Here is a 16,505-nt window from a genome sequence, read left to right on the forward strand (position 1 = left end):
GTCATGGCCGATACCGCCTATGACAGCGACGCCCTGCGCGCCACAATCGCGGCAAGGAACGCGCAGGCGGTCATCCCGTCCAATCCATCCCGCGCCAGGAAGCATAGCCTCGACAGGCACCTCTACGCTCAGCGCCACCTGATCGAATGCTGCTTCTCCAAGCTCAAGCAGTTCAGGCGTGTCGCGACCCGCTTCGAGAAGACCGCGCGAAACTACCTCGCCATCGTCACAATCGCTGCCATCGTCCTGTGGATCAGGTAACTGTCCACACCACCTAGGGCGCCGCCGGAATTGCCCGGATTGATGGCCGCGTCGGTCTGGATGAAGAACTGGTAGTCGGACACGCCCACCTGGGTGCGGGCAAGCGCCGAGACGATGCCCTGGGTCACCGTCTGGCCGACGCCGAAGGGGTCGCCGATGGCCAGCACCAGGTCGCCCACCGCCAGCGCGTCGGAATTGCCGATGCCCAGCGAGGCGAACTTGGCGCCGTCCCCCTTGATGCGCAGCACCGCGAGGTCGGTGCGCTGGTCGGACAGGATGACCTCGGCGTCGAACTCGCGCTTGTCGTTGAGCGCGATGCGGATCTGGTCGGCGCCCTGCACCACGTGGTGGTTGGTCACCACGAGGCCGGAGGGATCGACGATCACGCCGGAGCCCAGCGAGCGCTGCACCCGCTCGGGCGCGCCGAGGCCGGGGCCGCCCGGCCCGCCGCCGAAGAAGCGGCGGAAGAACGGGTCGTCCATGAACGGATTGGCCCGCTGCGCCGTCTTCAGGGCGTAGACGTTCACCACCGCCGGAGCGGTGCGCGCCACCACCGGGGCGAAGCTCATCTTCATGGCGGCGGCGGACGGCGGCACCTGCTGGGCCTGCGCGCCGGCGCTCACCGCCAGCGTGCCGCTGGCGGCCAGGAGGCCGCACAGGACCGCCGCACACACGAAGGATCGAACCCCGGCAAAACCCATGGCCTGTCTTCCCTGCTGGCGGAGCCGGAACGGACCGGCGCCGGTATGTCCGCTGGACGATGCTGTTGAAACGAAAGAAGGGCGGCCGTGAGGCCGCCCTTCTGAAACGCTTCCCGGCGGCGTTTGCTCCGCCGGTTCAGTCCGCTCAGGCCGCGACGGCCTCGGCCGCTTCGGCGCGGGCGCGGTCGGAGGCGCCCTTGGCGTCCACGTCGCGATCCACGAACTCGATCACCGCCACGGCGGTGTTGTCACCATAGCGAAAGCCCGCCTTGATGATGCGGGTGTAGCCGCCGGGACGACCCTTGTAGCGCGGCGCCAGCACGTCGAACAGCTTGCGCACGACGGCGACGTCGCGCAGCTCGGCGATGGCCTGGCGGCGGGCGTGCAGGTCGCCGCGGCGGGCGAGCGTCACCAGCTTCTCCACCACCGGGCGAAGGTCCTTGGCCTTCGGCAGGGTGGTGACGATCTGCTCATGGGTGATGAGCGCCTGGCTGAGATTCATGAACATCGCCTTGCGATGCTCGGCGGTGCGGTTGAACTTGCGATGTACCTTGCCGTGACGCATGACGGCGAACTCCTAAATGCCTCCGGCGTATCGAGCCGAGTGGGTTGAGCGGCTCGAGCCGCGGGGTGAAATGGATCAGTAGTGGTCTTCGAAGCGCTTCGCGAGCTCTTCGATGTTCTCCGGCGGCCAGCCCGGCACTTCCATGCCGAGGTGCAGGCCCATGGAGGCCAGCACTTCCTTGATCTCGTTGAGCGACTTCCGGCCGAAATTCGGCGTACGGAGCATCTCCGTCTCGCTCTTCTGGATCAGGTCGCCGATGTAGACGATGTTGTCGTTCTTCAGGCAGTTGGCCGAGCGCACCGACAGTTCGAGCTCGTCCACCTTCTTCAGGAGCGCCGGGTTGAAGGGCAGTTCCTGGATGGCGGCGGCTTCGCTCTCGCGCTTGGGCTCCTCGAAGTTGACGAAGATCTCCAGCTGGTCCTGCAGGATGCGCGCGGCGTAAGCGAGCGCGTCCTCGGCCGAGATGGAGCCGTCGGTCTCGATCTGCATGGTCAGCTTGTCATAGTCGAGAATCTGGCCCTCGCGGGTGTTCTCGACCTTGTAGGAGACCTTGCGCACCGGGGAATACAGGCTGTCGATCGGGATCAGGCCGATCGGCGCGTCTTCCGGGCGGTTCCGGTCGGCGGCCACGTAGCCCTTGCCGGTATCCACCGTGAACTCGATGCGCAGCTCCGCGCCCTCGTCCAGCGTGCACAGCGGCAGGCTGGGGTTGAGGATCTGGATGTCGCCCACCGTCTGGATGTCGCCGGCGGTCAGCACGCCGGGGCCGGTCTTCTTCGCCACCAGACGCTTGGGCCCGTCGCCCTGCATCTTGATGGCCACATCCTTGATGTTGAGGATGATGTCGGTGACGTCCTCACGCACGCCCGGAATGGACGAAAACTCGTGCAGCACGCCATCGATATGCACCGACGTCACCGCGGCGCCCTGAAGCGACGACAGCAGGATGCGGCGGAGCGCATTGCCGAGCGTCATGCCGAAGCCGCGTTCCAGCGGCTCGGCCACCACGGTCGCCAGACGCTTGGGATCGCGGCCCGCAGTCACCTGCAGCTTCTCGGGCTTGATCAGCTCTTGCCAGTTCTTCTGAATCACTTGCGTCACCTTGCCTTCTCGCCGGGCGGCGGCTCCCGAACCCAATCACCTGGCGGGCCGGACCATGGCATGCCAGGGGTCTTCGAGGCGCCGGCCCGTCCCGCTCGCCGGGGAGGAACCGAGCAGAGGCCCGGCGGGAGGATCCCGCGGGCCGTTGGCACGCTCAGACGCGCCGGCGCTTGCGCGGGCGGCAGCCGTTGTGCGGAATGGGGGTCACGTCGCGGATCGAAGTCACCAGGAAACCGGCGGCCTGCAGCGCGCGCAGGGCCGACTCACGTCCCGAACCGGGGCCGGAGACTTCCACTTCCAGGGTGCGCATGCCGTGCTCGGCCGCCTTGCGGGCCGCGTCCTCGGCCGCCATCTGCGCCGCATACGGCGTGGACTTGCGCGAGCCCTTGAAGCCCATGGCACCGGCGGACGACCAGGAGATGGTGTTCCCCTGCGCGTCGGTGATGGTGATCATGGTGTTGTTGAACGACGCGTTCACATGCGCGACGCCGGAGGCGATGTTCTTGCGCTCGCGGCGCTTAACGCGTGTTGCTTCCTTAGCCATCTTGGTCTTGATCCTTCAGGCGCGCCCGTAACTCCAGGCGCTCGGGATGGGTGCCCGGGGCGGGCATCCAAATGGGCAAAAGAGAAGGCCGGAACCCGGCCTTCCCGATATCCGCGGCTCAGCCGCCGATCACTTCTTCTTGCCGGCGATCGCCTTCGCCGGACCCTTGCGGGTGCGGGCGTTGGTGTGGGTGCGCTGACCGCGCACCGGCAGGCCGCGGCGATGACGCAGGCCGCGATAGCAGCCCAGGTCCATCAGACGCTTGATGTTCATCGACACTTCGCGGCGCAGGTCGCCTTCCACGAGGTAGTCGCGGTCGATGGTCTCGCGGATCTGCAGCACTTCCTGGTCGGTCAGCTGGTTCACGCGACGATCGAGCGGGATGCCGACCTTTTCCACGATCTCCTGCGCCTTCTTGGCGCCGATGCCGTGAATATACTGAAGCGAGATGATCACGCGCTTGTTGGTCGGGATGTTAACGCCTGCAATACGAGCCACTGCTCTCTCCATGTCGGCCGCCCGAACCCCGGGCGGCTTTCGGCTCCGCGTCCGGTGGAGGCCGGCCCATGCGGAGATAACAACAATCCGTGCGCATCGCTCCCCGATTGAGGAGCGACAAGCACGGATCTCGAAAGGAAGGTGCGCCATTACGCGCATTCCGCAGACCTGTCAACCCCGGCGCCGCAACCGGCACCGGGACTGGCTTCGTCAGACGGTCTCCAGAATCGAATCGATGGCCTGCGTCACCTCGTCGATGGGACGCATCCCGTCGATCTGCTGCAGCTGGCCGCGCGCCGAATAATACGGCGCCACCACGGCGGTATCGCGGTTGTAGGCTTCGAGCCGGTGCTTGAAGACCTCCGGATCGTCGTCCTTGCGCACCTGCTCGCCGCGCGCGCGGGTTTCCTCGGCGCGGGTCAGGATGCGGTCGATCAGCTTGGCTTGGTCGACCTTCAGCTCGATGACGGCGTCGAGCTTGAGGCCCTTGTCCGCCAACAGCGCGTCCAGCGCCTCGGCCTGCGCCACCGTGCGCGGGAAGCCGTCCAGGATGAAGCCCTTGCGGGCGTCCGCATGCTCCAGGCGCTCGGCGATGATGCCGATGACGATCTCGTCCGAGACCAGGCCGCCGGCTTCCATCACCGCCTTGGCCTTCAGGCCGACCGGGGTGCCCGCCGCTACCGCGGCCCGGAGCATGTCGCCGGTCGAAAGCTGGACGATGCCGTAGCGCTTCACAAGTCGCTGCGCCTGGGTGCCCTTGCCCGCCCCGGGCGGTCCCAGAAGTACCAGCCTCATTTCCGTCTCCCCCCGCGCAGCTTGGACTTCTTGACCAAGCCTTCGTACTGGTGCGCCAGCAGGTGGCCCTGGATCTGGGACACCGTGTCCATGGTCACGCTGACCACGATCAGCAGCGATGTGCCGCCAAAATAGAACGGCAGCGAGAAGTATGAAATCAGCACTTCGGGGAAGAGGCAAACTGCCGCGATGTAGGCTGCGCCGACCACCGTGATCCGGGTGAGAACGTAATCGATATATTCCGCGGTGCGCTCGCCCGGACGAATGCCCGGAATGAACCCGCCGTGCTTCTTCAGATTGTCCGCGGTCTCCACCGGATTGAACACGATGGCGGTATAAAAGAAGCAGAAGAACACGATCAGCAGCACATACAGCAGCATGTACAGCGGCCGGCCGTGGCCGAGCAGCGACGTCACCGAGGTGAGCCATTCCGGCCCGGCGCCCTGCATGAAGCTGGCGATGGTGGTCGGGATCAGCAGCAGCGAGGAGGCGAAGATCGGCGGAATCACGCCCGAGGTGTTCAGCTTCAGCGGCAGGTGCGAGGACTGGCCCTCGTAGAGCTTATTGCCCACCTGGCGCTTGGGATACTGGATCAGCAGCCGGCGCTGGGCCCGCTCCATGAACACGATGAAGGCGATGATGCCGATGGCCATGGCCAGCACGAACAGGATCACCACCGTGGAGATGGCGCCCTGGCGGCCCAGCTCCAGCGTGCGCACGAAGGCGCCCGGCAGTTCCGCGACGATGCCGCCGAAGATGATCAGCGAGGTGCCGTTGCCGATGCCGCGCGAGGTGATCTGCTCGCCCAGCCACATCATGAACATGGTGCCGCCGGTCAGGGTGATCACCGTGGAGATGCGGAAGAACCAGCCGGCCTCGGCCACCACGCCCTGCGAGCTCTCAAGGCCGACCGCGATGCCGTAGGCCTGGAACACCGCCAGCACGACGGTGAGGTAGCGGGTGTACTGGTTGATCTTCTTGCGGCCCGCCTCGCCTTCCTTCTTCAGCGCTTCCAGCGTCGGCGACACGGTCGTCAGCAGCTGCACGATGATGGAGGCGGAGATGTAGGGCATGATGTTCAGGGCGAAGATCGCCATGCGCTCCACGGCGCCGCCCGAAAACATGTTGAACAGGCCGATGATGCCCTGCTGCGCGTTCTGGAACACGCCCTGCAACGCATCCGGGTTGATGCCCGGCAGCGGGATATAGGTACCCAGCCGAAACACGATGAGCGCGCCCAGGGTGAACCAGATGCGCTTCTTCAGTTCCTCGGCCTTGCCGAGGGCACCGAAATTGAGATTTGCCGCGAGTTGTTCGGCCGCCGAGACCATGCCTTGCTCCGCTTCCGCCGCCGCATTGGGGGCGGGCTATAGATGGGAGGCGCAAGAGCGTCGCGTTAGGACCCGAAGGGGCGCGCGCCGCTCAAAAAACCGAAGACGCCATTCCGCAGGCCGTGGAACGCGCGGGCCTGCCGCGAATCCCCTCCCCTGTCGGTCTTATCCGGGATCGGGCGGGCCATCCAGCGCAGAGATGCCGCGCGCACACGGGCCCGCGCACGGACGCTCGTCGATCCCACCAGCCAGCGGATGGCCGGACGGCCCGGCGCGCTGGACAGGCCGGCCGCGCCCTGGCCCTTAAACAGGGAAAGGCCCCGGATCGCTCCGGGGCCGGTCCCAACCTCATGCCTCAGACCGCTTCGGCGGCCTCGGCCTTGGGCGCCGACACCTTGACGGTGCCGCCCAGCTTCTCGATCGCCGCGGTGACCGACTTGGTGGCATAGGCCACGTCCAGCGACACCTTGGTGGTCAGCTCGCCGCCGCCCAGCACGCGCACGCCGTCCTTGGCGCGGCGCAGGACACCGGCCGCCACCAGGGACGCCTCGGTGACCGGCTGGGACGCGTCCAGCTTGCCGGCGTCGATGGCGACCTGGATCCGGCCCAGCGACACTTCATTGAAGTCGAGCGCGAAGATGTTGTGGAAGCCGCGCTTCGGCAGACGCCGATGCAACGGCATCTGGCCGCCTTCGAACCCCTTGATGGCGACGCCGGTACGGGCCTTCTGGCCCTTGACGCCGCGTCCCGCGGTCTTGCCCTTGCCGGACCCGATGCCGCGGCCGACGCGCATGCGCTTCTTGCGCGCGCCGTCGTTGTCCTTGATTTCGTCGAGCTTCATCTCGCTTCCCCTCACTCGGCCGTGATGACACGGACGAGATGCTGGACCTTCGCGATCATGCCGCGCACGGCCGGAGTATCCTGCAGGGTGGAGCGGCGGTGCCGCTTGTTCAGCCCGAGGCCGATCAGCGTCGCGCGCTGGTCGCCCGGACGGCGGATCGGCGAACCGATCTGCTCCACGGTGACGGTGTTGGTTTCAGACGCCTTAGCCATGGCGTTATCCTTTCAGATGCGGCCTGGGCTCAGTCGGTCGCTTCGGCGTCTTCGACGCGGCGGCGGGACTGGAGCTGGGAAACCTTGATGCCACGACGCGACGCGACGGAGCGCGGGCTGTCCTGGTTGGTCAAGGCGTCGAACGTGGCGCGCACCATGTTGTAGGGGTTGGAAGACCCGAAGGACTTCGCCACCACGTCATGGACGCCCAGGGTCTCGAACACGGCGCGCATGGGGCCGCCGGCGATGATGCCGGTACCCGCAGGCGCGGCGCGCAGGATGACCTTGCCGGCGCCGTGATGACCATGCACGTCGTGGTGCAGGGTCCGGCCCTCGCGCAGCGGCACGCGGATCAGGGCGCGCTTGGCGCTCTCCGTGGCCTTGCGGATGGCTTCCGGCACTTCGCGGGCCTTGCCGTGGCCGAAGCCGACGCGACCCTTCTGGTCGCCCACGATCACCAGGGCGGCGAAGCCGAAGCGCCGGCCGCCCTTCACAACCTTCGCGACACGGTTGATGTGGACCAGCTTGTCCACAAACGTGTTGTCGCGATCCTCGCGATCTCCGCGGTGTTCCCGTTCACGGGCCATTTCGCTACGTCCTTCGCGTCAGAACTGAAGGCCGCCTTCGCGGGCGCCCTCAGCGAGCGCCTTGACGCGCCCATGATAGATGTATGCGCCGCGATCGAACACGACCGCGGTGACGCCCTTCTCGGCCGCCCGCTCGGCGACCAGCTTGCCGATGGCCTTGGCGGCATCGACGTCAGCGCCGGTCTTGAGCGAGGAGCGCAGGTCCTTCTCGAGGCTCGAGGCGGCGACCAAGGTCTCGCCCTTCGCGTCATCGATGATCTGCGCGTAGATATGCTTCGAGGTGCGGTGGACCGACAGGCGCGGACGCCCATTGGCCGCGACGCGAATCGCGCGGCGCACCTTGGCCTTGCGGCGCTCCAGCGCCTCCAGATCTTTAGCCATGGTTCGCCTCCGTTACTTCTTCTTGCCTTCCTTGCGGAAGATGAATTCGCCAGCGTACTTGACGCCCTTGCCCTTGTAGGGCTCGGGGCCGCGGAACTCGCGGATCTCAGCCGCGACCTGGCCGACCTGCTGCTTGTCGATGCCGGTGACAATCAGTTCGGTCGGCTTGGGCGCCGCGATCTGGATCCCGTCCGGGATCGCGTAGATCACGTCGTGGCTGTAGCCGAGCGAGAGGTTCAGGTTCTTGCCCTGAATGGCGGCCTTGTAGCCGACGCCGGTGATCTCGAGCTTCTTCTCGAAGCCCTTGGTCACGCCTTCCACCAGGTTCGACACCAGCGTGCGGGACATGCCCCACATGGACTTGTGCCGGTTGGTCTCGCCGCGCATGGAGACCTTCAGCTCGGCGCCTTCCAGCTCCGCCTGAATCTCTTCCACCAGCACGACTTCCAGGGCGCCCTTGGGGCCCTTCACCTTCACCGTCTGGCCGTCCACGCTGGCGGTGACGCCGGCGGGAATGGCGACGGGATGCTTGCCGATTTTCGACATTTCTCTCTCCGTCGCTCGGTCAGAACACGGTGCAGAGCACTTCGCCGCCGACATTCTTGTCGCGGGCGTCGTGATCCGCCATCACGCCCTGGGGCGTGGACAGCACGGCAATGCCGAGGCCGTTGGCAACCCGCGGCAGCGCCTTCACCGAGGCGTAGACGCGGCGGCCGGGCTTCGACACGCGGGCGATCTCGCGGATCACCGGCTGGCCGTCGAAATACTTGAGCTCGATCTCGAACTCGGTGCGACCGTTGCCGTGATCCGTGGTGGTGTAGCCGCGGATGTAACCTTCGTCGCGCAGGACGTTCAGAAGGTTCGCGCGCAGGCTGGACCCCGGGGTCGAGGTCTTGTCCTTGCGGCGCATCTGGGCATTACGGATGCGGGTGATCAGGTCGCCGATGGGATCATTGATGGACATCGGACCTCCCTCACCAGCTCGACTTCACCAGGCCCGGGACCAGGCCCTGGGAGCCCAGTTCACGGAGCGCGATGCGGCTCATCTTCAACTTGCGGTAGAACGCACGGGGACGTCCGGTGACTTCGCACCGATTGCGCACGCGGATCTTCGCGGAATTGCGCGGCAGCTGCGCGAGCTTGAGGGTCGCCGCGAAGCGCTCCTCGATCGGCAGCGTCTTGTCGTTCACGATCGCCTTCAGACCCGCGCGCTTCGACGCCATGCTCGTGGAGAGCTTGCGGCGACGCTCGTTGGTCTCGATCGCGCTCTTTTTCGCCATGTCTTGCTCCTGTTCTCCGCGTCTGAAGGTGCGTCCCCGCACCCCCACTGCCGGAAAATCAAAACCCGTCCTCAACGAATGAAGGGGTTCGGCACGCCCGGTGGTCCGGTGCGCCGCGCCCCTTCTATACGGTCACTGGCGGAAGGGGAAGTTAAAGGCACGCAGCAGGGCGCGCGCTTCGTCATCCGTCTTCGCCGTCGTGCACACGATGATGTCCATGCCCCAGATCTGCTCGACCTGGTCATAGTTGATCTCGGGGAACACGATGTGCTCCTTCATGCCCATGGCGTAGTTGCCACGGCCATCGAAGCTCTTGGGGTTCAGGCCGCGGAAGTCGCGGACGCGCGGCAGGGCCACGGTGACCAGACGGTCCATGAATTCGTACATGCGCGCCTGGCGAAGGGTGACCTTCGCGCCGACCGGCTGGTTCTCGCGCAGCTTGAAGTTCGAGATCGCCTTGCGGGCCCGGGTCAGCACCGGCTTCTGGCCGGCGATGCGCGCCAGGTCGGCGGCGGCGGTGGTCACCTTCTTGGTGTCCGCGGTCGCCTCGCCCACGCCCATGTTGATGACGATCTTCTCGATCGCCGGCACCTGGAGCGGGTTCTTGTAGCCGAACTCTTCGATCAGCTTGGGACGCACCACATCGTCATAGAAGGTGCGCAACCGCGGGATATACGTCGCCTCAGCCATCGATCCTCTCCCCGGAACGCTTGGCCACGCGGACCTTGCGCCCGTCGTCCAGCACTTCAAACCCGACGCGGGTCGGCTTGCCATCCTTGGGATCGGCAACCGCGACGTTCGACAGATGGATGGGAGCCTCCTTGGAGATGATCCCACCTTCCGCCTGCGCGGTCTGGCGCTGATGACGCTTCACGATATTCACGCCGCGGACGAGCGCACGCTCCTCCTTCGGCATCACCTGGATCACCTCGCCGGTGCGACCCTTGTCGCGGCCGGCGAGGACGACGACCTTGTCGCCCTTCTTGATCTTCGCGGCCATCACAGCACCTCCGGCGCCAGCGAAATGATCTTCATGTGGTTCTTGGCGCGAAGCTCGCGCGGAACCGGGCCGAAGATACGGGTTCCAACCGGCTCTTTCTGGTTGTTGATCAGCACGGCCGCATTGCGGTCGAAGCGGATCACCGAGCCGTCGACGCGACGGATGTCCTTGGCCGTGCGCACCACGACCGCCTTCATCACATCGCCCTTTTTCACGCGACCGCGCGGAATGGCTTCCTTGACCGACACCACGATGATGTCGCCCACGTGAGCATATTTCCGCTTCGAGCCGCCCAGCACCTTGATGCACATGACGCGACGCGCACCGGAATTGTCCGCCACGTCGAGATTGGTCTGCATCTGGATCATGACGCACCTGCTCTCGTCATCCAGAGCCGCCGTTTAACCGGCACTGCTCTTCCAAAACGCCGTGCCCGCTCATCGGAACACGGTTTTCGCCGCGATGCGGTCTCCACTCGGCCCGATCTTCCCTGACACGGGAAGCCCGAGGCGACGGACCCAGCACCGGAGCGTTTTCCTGGGATGCGACCGGAGCGGCGGGAAACAGCGTGTGTTTCCGGCAACCCGATGAATCGCGCCCCTTCCTTAAACAGAGACGGCAGTGCCGTCCATAGGAAACGCATGCGCGGTTCCCACGGACGGCCGCGTCCCCGGCCTCAGACCTCGGCGCGCTTCTCGCCCTGGACCACGATCCAGTTCTTCAGCTTCGACAGAGGCCGATGCTCCTCGATCCACACCGTATCACCCGTCGACCAGGCATTGCCTTCGTCATGGGCGTGATACTTCTTGGACCGACGGACGGTCTTCTTCAGCAGCGGGTGGGTGAAGCGACGCTCCACCCGCACCACCACGGTCTTGTCCTGCTTGTCGCTTACCACGACGCCCTGGAGCACGCGCTTCGGCATCGTCCCCTCACTTCACAATGGCGGCAGCAGCGCTCTTCGCGCTCTGCACCGTCTTGATCCGCGCGATATCGCGGCGGATCTCCTTGGTCCGCGCCGTATTTTCCATCTGGCCGGTGGCCTTCTGGAAGCGCAGGTTGAACTGCTCTTTCTTCAGCTTCAGCAGCTCATCGGCGAGCTGATCGGGGCTGAGGGCCCGAACGTCCTCGGCTTTCATGAGCCTCTCCTCACTCGGCGATGCGCTGAATGAAGCGCGTCTTGATGGGCAGCTTGGCGGCCGCGAGGGTCAGCGCCTCGCGCGCCAGATCCACGGACACGCCGTCGATCTCGAACATGATGCGGCCGGGCTTGACCTTGGCCGCCCAGTATTCCGGCGCGCCCTTGCCCTTACCCATTCGAACTTCGGTGGGCTTGGAGGTGACGGGCACGTCCGGGAAGACGCGGATCCACACCCGGCCCGCACGCTTCATGTGACGGGTGAGCGCGCGACGCGCGGCTTCGATCTGGCGGGCGGTGACGCGCTCGGGCTCGAGAGCCTTCAGGCCGAATTCACCGAAATTCAGTTCCGTGCCGCCCTTCGCAACGCCGTGGATACGGCCCTTGAACTGCTTGCGGAACTTCGTGCGCTTGGGTTGCAGCATGGCTTAATCGCCTTCTCTTGTCGCTGACCGATCACGCCGCGTGGTCGCGGTCGCGACCATGGTCGCGGTCACGACGCGGCGGACGACCGCTCGACGGACCCTCGCTCTCGCTCACCATGCGCTTGTCGACGGCCATGGGATCGTGCTCGAGGATCTCGCCCTTGAAGATCCACACCTTGACACCGCAGGTGCCGTAGGTGGTGAAGGCGGTGGCGGTGCCATAGTCCACGTCCGCACGCAAGGTGTGCAGCGGCACGCGGCCTTCACGGTACCATTCCAGGCGGGCGATCTCGGCGCCGCCGAGACGGCCGGAGCAGTTGATGCGGATGCCCTCGGCGCCCAGACGCATGGCCGACTGAACGGCCCGCTTCATGGCGCGGCGGAACGCCACGCGACGCTCCAGCTGCTGGGCGATGGACTCGGCCACGAGGCGCGCGTCCACTTCCGGCTTCCGGATCTCGACGATGTTGATGAAGACTTCCGACTTGGTCATGTCGGAGACCTTCTTGCGCAGCTTGTCGATGTCCGCGCCCTTCTTGCCGATGACCACGCCCGGACGCGCCGAGTAGATGGTCACGCGGCACTTCTTGTGCGGACGCTCGATCACCACCTTGGACACCGCGGCCTGCTTGAGCTGCTTCAGCAGCATCTTGCGGATCTTGATGTCCTCGTGGAGCAGAACGCCGTATTCGCCCTTGTTGGCGAACCAGCGGCTGTCCCAGGTGCGGTTGATACCGAGCCGCAGCCCGATCGGATTGACCTTCTGACCCATCAGGCCCGCTCCTCGACTTCCCGCACCACGATGGTGATGTGGGAGAAGGGCTTCTCGATCCGCGAGGCGCGACCGCGCGCACGCGGCGAGAACCGCTTCATGACCAAACCCTTGCCCACGTGCGCTTCGGCGACGACCAGGTCGTCCACGTCCAGCTCGTGGTTGTTCTCGGCGTTGGCGATGGCGCTCTCGAGGCACTTCTTCACGTCGCGCGCGATGCGCTTGCGGGAGAATTCGAGGTCCGCCAGGGCGGTGGCCACCTTCTTGCCGCGGATCAGGCCCGCGACGAGATTGAGCTTCTGAGGCGAGATGCGCAGGTTGCGCGCGACCGCCTTGGCTTCGTTGTCCGCGAGAGCGCGGGGAGTTGCCTGCTTACCCATGGCTGATCACCGCCGCTTCGACTTCTTGTCGGCCGCATGCCCGTAGTACGTACGGGTCGGCGAGAACTCGCCGAACTTGTGGCCGACCATGTCCTCCGAAACGTACACGGGCACGTGCTTCTGCCCGTTGTACACGCCGAAGGTGAGACCCACGAACTGGGGAAGGATCGTGGAGCGACGGCTCCAGATCTTGATGGTGTCGCTGCGACCCGAAGCGCGCGCGGTGTCTGCCTTCTTGAGCAGATAGCCGTCGACGAACGGGCCTTTCCAGATAGCTCTCGACATGTGTCAGGCCCTCACTTCTTCCGCTTGTGGCGGCTGGTGACAATGAACTTGTCGGTCGCCTTGTTCGAGCGGGTCTTCTTGCCCTTGGTGGGGAGGCCCCACGGGGTCACGGGATGACGGCCACCGGAGGTGCGGCCTTCGCCGCCGCCGTGCGGATGGTCGACCGGGTTCATGGTCACGCCGCGGTTATGCGGCTTGCGCCCCAGCCAGCGGCTGCGCCCGGCCTTGCCGAGCGAGGTGTTCATGTGGTCCGGGTTCGACACCGCGCCCACCGTCGCGTAGCACGCGCCGTGGACGAGGCGCTGCTCGCCGGAGTTCAGGCGCACGATCACGTAGCCCTGGTCGCGGCCGACGATCTGGGCATAGGACCCAGCCGAGCGCGCGATCTGGCCGCCCTTGCCGATCTTCAGCTCCACATTGTGGACGATGGTGCCCACCGGGAGGTTGGAGAGCGGCGCGGCGTTGCCGGGCTTCACGTCCACCTGCTCGCCCGCGATCACCTGGTCGCCGGCGCTGAGGCGCTGCGGGGCCAGGATGTAGGTGAGCTCGCCGTCCTCATACTTGATGAGGGCGATGAAGGCGGTGCGGTTCGGATCGTATTCCAGCCGTTCCACGGTGCCGACCACGTCGCGCTTGGAGCGCTTGAAGTCGACGATGCGGTAGGTCTGCTTGTGGCCGCCGCCACGGAACCGGACCGTGATGCGACCATTGTTGTTGCGGCCGCCCGAGGAGCTCTTGCCCTCGGTCAGCGTCTTCACCGGCTTGCCCTTGTAGAGGCCGGAGCGGTCGACGATCACGAGCTGGCGAAGGCTCGGCGTGACCGGCTTGAAATGCTTCAGCGCCATGGTCTTAGTCCCGTTCCTTCAGCTCACAGGCCCGTGGTGATGTCGATCCGCTGGCCCTCTTCGAGGGTCACAACGGCCTTCTTGACATCGCTCTGGACGCCCTTGCGGCCCTTGAAGATCTTCACCTTGCCCTTGCGGACCAGCGTGTTGACGCTCTTGACCTTCACGTCGAACAGCTTCTCCACCGCCTCCTTGATCTGAGGCTTGGTGGCGGTCTTGGCGACGTTGAAGACCACCTTGTTCTCTTCGCTCTGCGCCGTCGCCTTCTCGGTGATGACGGGGGAGCGGATCACGTCGTAATGACGCGGTTCGATGTTCGCCTGCGGGCTCATTTGAAGCGCGCCTCCAGCGCGTCCACGGCGGCCCGGGTCAGAACCAGGGTGTCACGCCGCAGGATGTCGTACACGTTGATGCCCTGGATCGGCAGCACGTCCACGAAGGCCAGGTTGCGGGCGGCGAGAGCCATGTTGGCTTCCACTTCCGCACCATCCACCACCAGCACCGAACCGATGCCGAGCTTCTCGAAGCGATCCTTCAGAGCCTTGGTCTTGGGATCGTCCAGGCCGGCCTTGTCGAGCACCAGGATCTGGTGGGCCTTGGCCTTGGAGGACAGCGCGTGCTTGAGGGCGAGCGCGCGGACCTTCTTGGGCAGGTCGAAAGCATGCGAGCGCACCACCGGGCCGAACGCCCGGCCGCCGCCGCGGAACTGCGGGGCCGAGGCCGCGCCGTGACGGGCGTTGCCGGTGCCCTTCTGCTTGTAGAGCTTCTTGGAGGTGCGATTGATCTCCGAGCGGCCCTTGGTGCGGTGCGTGCCGGCCTGGCGGCGGGCAAGCTGCCAGGTCACCATGCGGTGCAGGATGTCCGCGCGCGGCTCAAGACCGAAGATCTCGTCCGAGAGCTGGATCGAACCGGCGTCGGTGCCGTCGAGCGTCTTGACGGTGAGTTCCATCACGCGCCCTCCTCATTGGTGGCTTCGGCCGGAGCCGCAGCGCCGTTGCCGTCGCGCAGCTTGAACGCGCCGGGCTTGGGAGCCTCGACCGGCAGGCGCTTCTTCACCGCGTCACGGACCATGATCCAGCCGCCGGCGTGACCGGGAACGGCGCCTTCCACGGCGATGAGGCCGCGCTCGACGTCGGTCATCACGACCTTGAGGTTCTGGGTGGTGACGGTGACGTCACCCATGTGGCCCGGCATCTTCTTGTTCTTGAAGGTCTTGCCCGGGTCCTGACGGCCGCCGGTCGAACCGATCGAACGATGCGAGATCGACACGCCGTGGGTGGCGCGAAGACCACCGAAGTTGTGCCGCTTCATGCCGCCGGCGAAGCCCTTGCCGACCGTGGTGCCGGTGACGTCCACGTACTGGCCCACGACGAAGTGGTCAGCCGTGATCTCGGCACCCACGGGGATGAGGCCTTCGGCATCCACGCGGAATTCCGCGAGCTTGCGCTTGGGCTCCACCTCGGCCACCGCGAAGTGGCCCCGCTCGGCGCGGGTGGTGTTCTTCGGCTTGCGCTTGCCAGCACCGAGCTGGACCGCGACGTAGCCATTCTTGTCGAGCGTACGGTGGGCAACCACCTGGCAGCTCTCAACTTTCAGCACAGTGACCGGCAAATGCTCGCCCGCATCCGTGAAGATGCGTGTCATGCCGAGCTTCTGGGCGATGACGCCTGACCGCATGGTCGTGTCTCCTCGCCTCACGTCAGAGCTTGATTTCGACGTCAACGCCGGCGGCGAGGTCGAGCTTCATCAGCGCGTCCACCGTCTGGGGCGTCGGATCGACGATATCGAGCAACCGCTTGTGAGTACGCATCTCAAACTGCTCGCGCGACTTCTTATCGATGTGCGGAGAGCGATTGACGGTGAACTTCTCGATCCGCGTCGGCAGCGGAATCGGGCCGCGCACCTGCGCGCCAGTGCGCTTGGCCGTGGCGACGATCTCGCGGGTCGACGCATCGAGGATGCGGTGATCGAACGCCTTCAGGCGGATCCGAATGTTCTGGCCGTTCATGGCTCAAGGGCTCCAAGAAAAAGAGGGACGCGCCGGCGGAGCGACGCGGCCCCGTTTCTTATTATTTCACTCGATGATCGAGGCGACGACGCCGGCGCCGACGGTGCGGCCGCCTTCACGGATGGCGAAGCGCAGCTTCTCCTCCATGGCGATCGGCACGATCAGATGCACGTCCACCGAGATGTTGTCGCCCGGCATCACCATTTCGGTGCCTTCGGGCAGCGTCACCACGCCAGTCACGTCCGTGGTGCGGAAGTAGAACTGAGGACGGTAGTTGGTGAAGAACGGCGTATGACGGCCGCCTTCTTCCTTGGTCAGGATGTAGGCTTCGGCCTTGAACTTGGTGTGCGGCTTCACCGAACCCGGCTTGCACACAACCTGGCCACGCTCCACGTCCTCGCGCTTCGTGCCGCGCAGCAGCACGCCGACGTTGTCGCCCGCCTGCCCCTGGTCCAGCAGCTTGCGGAACATCTCGATGCCGGTCACGGTCGTCTTCACCGTCGGGCGGATGCCCACGATCTCGACTTCCTCGCCGACCTTCACGATGCCGCGCTC

29 protein-coding genes and 1 pseudogene are annotated in these 16,505 nt (G+C 65.7%); 1 reads left to right on the forward strand and 29 read right to left on the reverse strand.

The genetic code is table 11. The annotated features are described in order from the left end of the window. The coding region (locus tag YU1_RS0124280; protein WP_029004508.1) for an IS5/IS1182 family transposase at nucleotides 1-261 on the forward strand (261 nt) is incomplete at its 5' end. Here YU1_RS0124280 and YU1_RS31045 read toward each other — a convergent pair. The 29 genes and pseudogenes from YU1_RS31045 to YU1_RS0124425 form a co-directional block, all read right to left on the reverse strand. After that, nucleotides 252-962: pseudogene (locus tag YU1_RS31045) on the reverse strand (trypsin-like peptidase domain-containing protein); the annotation flags it as partial. The gene YU1_RS0124280 and the pseudogene YU1_RS31045 overlap by 10 nt on opposite strands. A 145-nt stretch (nucleotides 963-1,107) precedes the next feature. Next, the gene (gene rplQ, locus YU1_RS0124290; protein ID WP_029006282.1) at nucleotides 1,108-1,527 is read right to left on the reverse strand and encodes a 50S ribosomal protein L17; all 420 of its coding nucleotides are present in this window, start codon (nucleotides 1,525-1,527) and stop codon (nucleotides 1,108-1,110) included. Between the two features lie 75 nt (nucleotides 1,528-1,602). Continuing rightward, nucleotides 1,603-2,628, reverse strand: a complete 1,026-nt coding sequence (locus tag YU1_RS0124295; RefSeq protein ID WP_425339176.1) for a DNA-directed RNA polymerase subunit alpha — start codon at nucleotides 2,626-2,628, stop codon at nucleotides 1,603-1,605. A 154-nt stretch (nucleotides 2,629-2,782) separates the two neighbouring features. Further along, the gene (rpsK, locus tag YU1_RS0124300; protein WP_029006284.1) at nucleotides 2,783-3,172 is read right to left on the reverse strand and encodes a 30S ribosomal protein S11; all 390 of its coding nucleotides are present in this window, start codon (nucleotides 3,170-3,172) and stop codon (nucleotides 2,783-2,785) included. 129 nt (nucleotides 3,173-3,301) lie between these two features. Then, nucleotides 3,302-3,670: a 30S ribosomal protein S13 gene (gene rpsM, locus YU1_RS0124305; RefSeq protein ID WP_029006285.1), complete on the reverse strand. Its 369-nt coding sequence runs from the start codon at nucleotides 3,668-3,670 to the stop codon at nucleotides 3,302-3,304. 210 nt (nucleotides 3,671-3,880) lie between these two features. Next, entirely contained in the window at nucleotides 3,881-4,465 is a 585-nt protein-coding gene (locus YU1_RS0124310; RefSeq protein ID WP_029006286.1) for an adenylate kinase, read from the reverse strand. Next, the gene (gene secY / locus YU1_RS0124315; RefSeq protein ID WP_029006287.1) at nucleotides 4,462-5,796 is read right to left on the reverse strand and encodes a preprotein translocase subunit SecY; all 1,335 of its coding nucleotides are present in this window, start codon (nucleotides 5,794-5,796) and stop codon (nucleotides 4,462-4,464) included. The genes YU1_RS0124310 and secY overlap by 4 nt, the downstream gene beginning before the upstream one ends. A gap of 355 nt (nucleotides 5,797-6,151) precedes the next feature. Next, complete coding sequence (rplO, locus tag YU1_RS0124320; RefSeq protein ID WP_029006288.1) at nucleotides 6,152-6,637, reverse strand: 50S ribosomal protein L15; 486 nt, start codon at nucleotides 6,635-6,637, stop codon at nucleotides 6,152-6,154. Nucleotides 6,638-6,648: 11 nt separating this feature from the next. After that, complete coding sequence (gene rpmD / locus YU1_RS0124325) at nucleotides 6,649-6,849, reverse strand: 50S ribosomal protein L30 (protein WP_029006289.1); 201 nt, start codon at nucleotides 6,847-6,849, stop codon at nucleotides 6,649-6,651. A 29-nt stretch (nucleotides 6,850-6,878) separates the two neighbouring features. Then, nucleotides 6,879-7,436, reverse strand: a complete 558-nt coding sequence (gene rpsE, locus YU1_RS0124330) for a 30S ribosomal protein S5 (protein ID WP_029006290.1) — start codon at nucleotides 7,434-7,436, stop codon at nucleotides 6,879-6,881. An 18-nt stretch (nucleotides 7,437-7,454) separates the two neighbouring features. Continuing rightward, a complete protein-coding gene (rplR, locus tag YU1_RS0124335; RefSeq protein WP_035716618.1) occupies nucleotides 7,455-7,817 on the reverse strand; it encodes a 50S ribosomal protein L18 in 363 nt (120 codons plus the stop codon). A 12-nt stretch (nucleotides 7,818-7,829) separates the two neighbouring features. Then, a complete protein-coding gene (gene rplF / locus YU1_RS0124340) occupies nucleotides 7,830-8,363 on the reverse strand; it encodes a 50S ribosomal protein L6 (protein WP_029006292.1) in 534 nt (177 codons plus the stop codon). A 19-nt stretch (nucleotides 8,364-8,382) separates the two neighbouring features. Further along, on the reverse strand, nucleotides 8,383-8,781 hold the full coding sequence (rpsH, locus tag YU1_RS0124345) for a 30S ribosomal protein S8 (RefSeq protein ID WP_029006293.1): 399 nt from the start codon (nucleotides 8,779-8,781) through the stop codon (nucleotides 8,383-8,385). 10 nt (nucleotides 8,782-8,791) lie between these two features. Next, entirely contained in the window at nucleotides 8,792-9,097 is a 306-nt protein-coding gene (gene rpsN, locus YU1_RS0124350) for a 30S ribosomal protein S14 (RefSeq protein ID WP_029006294.1), read from the reverse strand. 132 nt (nucleotides 9,098-9,229) lie between these two features. After that, nucleotides 9,230-9,787, reverse strand: a complete 558-nt coding sequence (gene rplE / locus YU1_RS0124355) for a 50S ribosomal protein L5 (protein ID WP_035716621.1) — start codon at nucleotides 9,785-9,787, stop codon at nucleotides 9,230-9,232. Continuing rightward, the gene (gene rplX, locus YU1_RS0124360) at nucleotides 9,780-10,097 is read right to left on the reverse strand and encodes a 50S ribosomal protein L24 (RefSeq protein ID WP_029006296.1); all 318 of its coding nucleotides are present in this window, start codon (nucleotides 10,095-10,097) and stop codon (nucleotides 9,780-9,782) included. Before rplX ends, rplE begins: the two co-directional genes overlap by 8 nt. Continuing rightward, nucleotides 10,097-10,465: a 50S ribosomal protein L14 gene (gene rplN / locus YU1_RS0124365; protein WP_029006297.1), complete on the reverse strand. Its 369-nt coding sequence runs from the start codon at nucleotides 10,463-10,465 to the stop codon at nucleotides 10,097-10,099. Before rplN ends, rplX begins: the two co-directional genes overlap by 1 nt. 308 nt (nucleotides 10,466-10,773) lie before the next feature. Beyond that, nucleotides 10,774-11,022, reverse strand: coding sequence for a 30S ribosomal protein S17 (gene rpsQ / locus YU1_RS0124370; protein ID WP_029006298.1), 249 nt, complete (start codon nucleotides 11,020-11,022; stop codon nucleotides 10,774-10,776). Nucleotides 11,023-11,029: 7 nt separating this feature from the next. Next, nucleotides 11,030-11,236 (reverse strand): 50S ribosomal protein L29, encoded by a 207-nt coding sequence (gene rpmC / locus YU1_RS0124375; RefSeq protein ID WP_029006299.1) that lies wholly within the window; start codon nucleotides 11,234-11,236, stop codon nucleotides 11,030-11,032. A gap of 10 nt (nucleotides 11,237-11,246) precedes the next feature. Beyond that, complete coding sequence (gene rplP, locus YU1_RS0124380; RefSeq protein ID WP_029006300.1) at nucleotides 11,247-11,660, reverse strand: 50S ribosomal protein L16; 414 nt, start codon at nucleotides 11,658-11,660, stop codon at nucleotides 11,247-11,249. Between the two features lie 31 nt (nucleotides 11,661-11,691). Next, nucleotides 11,692-12,432 (reverse strand): 30S ribosomal protein S3, encoded by a 741-nt coding sequence (gene rpsC, locus YU1_RS0124385; RefSeq protein ID WP_029006301.1) that lies wholly within the window; start codon nucleotides 12,430-12,432, stop codon nucleotides 11,692-11,694. Beyond that, on the reverse strand, nucleotides 12,432-12,812 hold the full coding sequence (rplV, locus tag YU1_RS0124390; protein ID WP_035716624.1) for a 50S ribosomal protein L22: 381 nt from the start codon (nucleotides 12,810-12,812) through the stop codon (nucleotides 12,432-12,434). The genes rpsC and rplV overlap by 1 nt, the downstream gene beginning before the upstream one ends. Before the next feature lie 6 nt (nucleotides 12,813-12,818). Then, nucleotides 12,819-13,097 (reverse strand): 30S ribosomal protein S19, encoded by a 279-nt coding sequence (gene rpsS, locus YU1_RS0124395; RefSeq protein ID WP_029006303.1) that lies wholly within the window; start codon nucleotides 13,095-13,097, stop codon nucleotides 12,819-12,821. 11 nt (nucleotides 13,098-13,108) lie between these two features. Continuing rightward, a complete protein-coding gene (rplB, locus tag YU1_RS0124400) occupies nucleotides 13,109-13,942 on the reverse strand; it encodes a 50S ribosomal protein L2 (RefSeq protein WP_029006304.1) in 834 nt (277 codons plus the stop codon). A 23-nt stretch (nucleotides 13,943-13,965) separates the two neighbouring features. Beyond that, nucleotides 13,966-14,274, reverse strand: a complete 309-nt coding sequence (locus YU1_RS0124405; protein ID WP_029006305.1) for a 50S ribosomal protein L23 — start codon at nucleotides 14,272-14,274, stop codon at nucleotides 13,966-13,968. Continuing rightward, nucleotides 14,271-14,891: a 50S ribosomal protein L4 gene (rplD, locus tag YU1_RS0124410; protein ID WP_029006306.1), complete on the reverse strand. Its 621-nt coding sequence runs from the start codon at nucleotides 14,889-14,891 to the stop codon at nucleotides 14,271-14,273. The genes YU1_RS0124405 and rplD overlap by 4 nt, the downstream gene beginning before the upstream one ends. Next, nucleotides 14,891-15,619, reverse strand: a complete 729-nt coding sequence (gene rplC, locus YU1_RS0124415) for a 50S ribosomal protein L3 (RefSeq protein ID WP_029006307.1) — start codon at nucleotides 15,617-15,619, stop codon at nucleotides 14,891-14,893. The genes rplD and rplC overlap by 1 nt, the downstream gene beginning before the upstream one ends. Before the next feature lie 22 nt (nucleotides 15,620-15,641). Further along, nucleotides 15,642-15,950: a 30S ribosomal protein S10 gene (rpsJ, locus tag YU1_RS0124420; RefSeq protein WP_012113701.1), complete on the reverse strand. Its 309-nt coding sequence runs from the start codon at nucleotides 15,948-15,950 to the stop codon at nucleotides 15,642-15,644. A gap of 66 nt (nucleotides 15,951-16,016) precedes the next feature. After that, nucleotides 16,017-16,505: EF-Tu C-terminal domain-related protein (locus YU1_RS0124425; protein ID WP_029006012.1), on the reverse strand; the 489-nt coding region annotated here is incomplete at its 5' end.

The sequence above is a fragment of the Azorhizobium doebereinerae UFLA1-100 genome (genome assembly GCF_000473085.1).
In the GTDB taxonomy this organism is placed as follows: Bacteria; Pseudomonadota; Alphaproteobacteria; order Rhizobiales; family Xanthobacteraceae; genus Azorhizobium; species Azorhizobium doebereinerae.

Coding starts and splice junctions, on each gene's coding strand:
- rplN (WP_029006297.1), bottom strand. CDS start 10,465: ATGATCCAGATGCAGACCAATCTCGACGTGGCGGACAATTCCGGTGCG.
- rplB (WP_029006304.1), bottom strand. CDS start 13,942: ATGGCGCTGAAGCATTTCAAGCCGGTCACGCCGAGCCTTCGCCAGCTC.
- rpsQ (WP_029006298.1), bottom strand. CDS start 11,022: ATGCCGAAGCGCGTGCTCCAGGGCGTCGTGGTAAGCGACAAGCAGGAC.
- rplX (WP_029006296.1), bottom strand. CDS start 10,097: ATGGCCGCGAAGATCAAGAAGGGCGACAAGGTCGTCGTCCTCGCCGGC.
- rplO (WP_029006288.1), bottom strand. CDS start 6,637: ATGAAGCTCGACGAAATCAAGGACAACGACGGCGCGCGCAAGAAGCGC.
- rplC (WP_029006307.1), bottom strand. CDS start 15,619: ATGCGGTCAGGCGTCATCGCCCAGAAGCTCGGCATGACACGCATCTTC.
- rpmD (WP_029006289.1), bottom strand. CDS start 6,849: ATGGCTAAGGCGTCTGAAACCAACACCGTCACCGTGGAGCAGATCGGT.
- rpsH (WP_029006293.1), bottom strand. CDS start 8,781: ATGTCCATCAATGATCCCATCGGCGACCTGATCACCCGCATCCGTAAT.
- rplP (WP_029006300.1), bottom strand. CDS start 11,660: ATGCTGCAACCCAAGCGCACGAAGTTCCGCAAGCAGTTCAAGGGCCGT.
- rpsS (WP_029006303.1), bottom strand. CDS start 13,097: ATGTCGAGAGCTATCTGGAAAGGCCCGTTCGTCGACGGCTATCTGCTC.
- rplD (WP_029006306.1), bottom strand. CDS start 14,891: ATGGAACTCACCGTCAAGACGCTCGACGGCACCGACGCCGGTTCGATC.
- rpsJ (WP_012113701.1), bottom strand. CDS start 15,950: ATGAACGGCCAGAACATTCGGATCCGCCTGAAGGCGTTCGATCACCGC.
- rplQ (WP_029006282.1), bottom strand. CDS start 1,527: ATGCGTCACGGCAAGGTACATCGCAAGTTCAACCGCACCGCCGAGCAT.
- rpsK (WP_029006284.1), bottom strand. CDS start 3,172: ATGGCTAAGGAAGCAACACGCGTTAAGCGCCGCGAGCGCAAGAACATC.
- YU1_RS0124310 (WP_029006286.1), bottom strand. CDS start 4,465: ATGAGGCTGGTACTTCTGGGACCGCCCGGGGCGGGCAAGGGCACCCAG.
- rpsC (WP_029006301.1), bottom strand. CDS start 12,432: ATGGGTCAGAAGGTCAATCCGATCGGGCTGCGGCTCGGTATCAACCGC.
- rplE (WP_035716621.1), bottom strand. CDS start 9,787: ATGGCTGAGGCGACGTATATCCCGCGGTTGCGCACCTTCTATGACGAT.
- rplF (WP_029006292.1), bottom strand. CDS start 8,363: ATGTCGAAAATCGGCAAGCATCCCGTCGCCATTCCCGCCGGCGTCACC.
- rplV (WP_035716624.1), bottom strand. CDS start 12,812: ATGGGTAAGCAGGCAACTCCCCGCGCTCTCGCGGACAACGAAGCCAAG.
- rpmC (WP_029006299.1), bottom strand. CDS start 11,236: ATGAAAGCCGAGGACGTTCGGGCCCTCAGCCCCGATCAGCTCGCCGAT.
- rpsN (WP_029006294.1), bottom strand. CDS start 9,097: ATGGCGAAAAAGAGCGCGATCGAGACCAACGAGCGTCGCCGCAAGCTC.
- secY (WP_029006287.1), bottom strand. CDS start 5,796: ATGGTCTCGGCGGCCGAACAACTCGCGGCAAATCTCAATTTCGGTGCC.
- rplR (WP_035716618.1), bottom strand. CDS start 7,817: ATGGCTAAAGATCTGGAGGCGCTGGAGCGCCGCAAGGCCAAGGTGCGC.
- YU1_RS0124405 (WP_029006305.1), bottom strand. CDS start 14,274: ATGAGCCCGCAGGCGAACATCGAACCGCGTCATTACGACGTGATCCGC.
- rpsE (WP_029006290.1), bottom strand. CDS start 7,436: ATGGCCCGTGAACGGGAACACCGCGGAGATCGCGAGGATCGCGACAAC.